This window comes from Nitrosophilus sp. (genome assembly GCF_982775275.1).
This window is the reverse complement of record NZ_CEXZHP010000210.1, coordinates 1-2,524: the sequence shown is the minus strand read 5'-3', so window position 1 is coordinate 2,524 and position 2,524 is coordinate 1. Positions and strand designations below refer to the sequence as shown.

The 2,524-nt window shown below is 33.1% G+C and carries 2 protein-coding genes; both read right to left on the bottom strand.

Going from position 1 to position 2,524, the window contains the following annotated elements; translation table 11 throughout:
- Nucleotides 1-276: 276 nt before the first annotated feature.
- Nucleotides 277-1,761, bottom strand: coding sequence for a lysine--tRNA ligase (gene lysS / locus AC30RD_RS08310; protein ID WP_489494016.1), 1,485 nt, complete (start codon nucleotides 1,759-1,761; stop codon nucleotides 277-279).
- Between the two features lie 18 nt (nucleotides 1,762-1,779).
- A complete protein-coding gene (locus AC30RD_RS08305) occupies nucleotides 1,780-2,400 on the bottom strand; it encodes a CvpA family protein (protein WP_489494015.1) in 621 nt (206 codons plus the stop codon).
- Nucleotides 2,401-2,524 lie beyond the last annotated feature (124 nt).

Genomic DNA, 2,524 nt, shown 5'->3' with positions numbered 1-2,524 from the left:
AGTTTGGAATTGGTAAATGGAAATTGGGAATTTGGAATTGAGCCCTCTCTTACCTTCTTACCACCTTATCACCTTACCACCTTCTCCCTTCTCCCTTCAGCCTTTTACCTTCTCCCTTTCACTTAACCACTCAACCACTCAACCACTTAACTACTCAACCATTTTAACTAATACTAAGCCTTCGGCTTTGCCCTCGCTCACTTTCTCACTTTTTAACTTTCTAACTTTTTCACTATATAATTAACCACTCAACCACTTTAACTATTTTAACTATATTTATTCTTTAGGTCTCATTGCCGGAAATAAAATAACATCTCTTATGGTATGTTGGTTTGTTAAAAGCATCACCAGCCTATCTATACCTATTCCTTCTCCAGCAGTCGGAGGCATTCCGTATCCTAAAGCCTTTACATAATCTTCATCCATATGCATAGCTTCGTCATCTACCTCTTTTGCTTCAACTTGTGCTTTAAATCTTTCATATTGATCCAATGGATCGTTTAACTCGTTAAATCCGTTTGCAATTTCTCTGCCTGCGATAAAAAGCTCAAATCTTTCGGCAATATTTGGATCTTCATCGCTTCTTCTTGCAAGCGGACTAATTTCAATAGGAAAATGGGTAACAAAAGTAGGATTTATCAATTTGTGTTCCACAAAATTATCAAAAAGTTCCGCTTGGAGCGCTCCAAGGGAGAGTCTACTATCTACTTCTATATCATGCGATTTTAAAAATTCTATTATTTTATCTCTATTTTCAACGATTTCTGGATCAATTTCGCCGATTTCTACGATTGCGTCTTTATATTTTATTCTTGTAAAAGGTGTCGAAAAATCTATCGTGTACTCATCATATTGCAATTTTCTTGGGAGATTTAAATGCTCAAATAGATAATCAAAAAGCTCTTCTGTTAATTTCATCAAATCTTCATAGGTATGGTATGCCCAGTAAAATTCAATCATTGTAAATTCAGGGTTATGAGTTGCGTCCATACCTTCGTTTCTAAAGTTTCTATTTATCTCAAAAACGGCTTCAAATCCTCCAACTATCAATCTTTTTAAATAAAGCTCCGGAGCGATTCTTAGATATCTATCAACACCTAATGCGTGATGATGGGTAACAAAAGGTCTTGCATTTGCACCGCCTGGGATAGGGTGCATCATAGGTGTTTCAACTTCTAAAAAGCCATGTTTTTCGAAAAATTCTCTTATAAGGCTAACAACTTTACTTCTTGTTCTAAAAACCTTTCTAACTTCCGGATTCATTATCATATCGAGATATCTTTGACGATATCTTAACTCTTTATCTTGAAGTCCGTGATATTTTTCAGGAAGAGGAACTATAGCTTTTGTTACGAGATTTAATTTCTTTACGTGTAAAGTTAGCTCTCCAGTTTTTGTAACGAAAGGGTATCCGTAGGCTTCGATAATATCACCGACTTCTATAAGTTTTTTTACTTTTTTAAACCACTCTTTTCCTAAGGAGTCTTGGTTAAAATATATCTGAACTATACCAGTATCGTCTTCGATTTTTGCAAAGGCGGCTTTGCCCATAAGTCTTAGAAATTTAATTCTTCCTATTAAAGTTACTTTTTGCGAATAATCTTTTTTCTCCTCAAGATCTTTAACATAATTAAATTTTTCTAAAAACTCTTTATTTGTTATCTCTTTTTTAAATCCAATTCCGTAAGGATTTATACCCATCTCTCTTAGTTCTTGGGCTTTTTGAATTCTTAGTTTTTCATATTGATTATCAAATATCAATCTTCATCCTTTTTTGTGTTATTTTGTTTTGTTAGATTCAAGTGTTTGAGAGATTTTTTCTTTTATATTTTTTAAACTCTCAGATGTAACGCTATCTGTTATGCTTTTTTTTATATTTTGCGTTTTTTCTTCTACTTTTTGAGTTATCTCTTTTGGATTCAATTTTATGATATAACTTCCCGTTTTTATCATATATGGATATAAAAAGGAGTTGTTGGTATATTTATTTAAAGCGTTTTTGGTAGCTTCTATATTGGAAATGGCGTATATAATAACCGAAAATATAAGAAATATTTTTGCGGCTCCAAAACCAAATCCAGCAATTCTATCTATCATACTCATACCGCTTGCGCTGCTTAATTTTGAAAAAAGTTTTCCAACTATCAACATTGCAAGCCAAAAAAGTCCAAGAGTAATCAAAAAACCGATAAATGAAAGAGCGGCTGGATTTTTGATGGTAAATATATTGTCGCTTATGAATTTTCCTACATTCTCTCCATAATGAGAACCAAAATAGATACCTCCAATAATACCTAAAAGTCCAAAAAACTCTTTTATAAACCCGTCTATAAGTCCTTTTAAACCCAATAAAATAATTATTGCACCAAGAATTATGTCAAAATAATTAAACCCGTCCATAAAAAATCCTATATTTTTTTAAAGGGCAATTATACTATATTTAGGAAAAATTGGAAAGTGAGCGAGGGCAAGCCGAAGGCTTAGAACGATAACTGCTTATCGTTCGTGCCTGAGCGAAAGTCGT

Excerpts from the sequence above, each read along its gene's own strand:
- AC30RD_RS08305 (WP_489494015.1), bottom strand. The coding sequence starts at position 2,400 with ATGGACGGGTTTAATTATTTTGACATAATTCTTGGTGCAATAATTATT.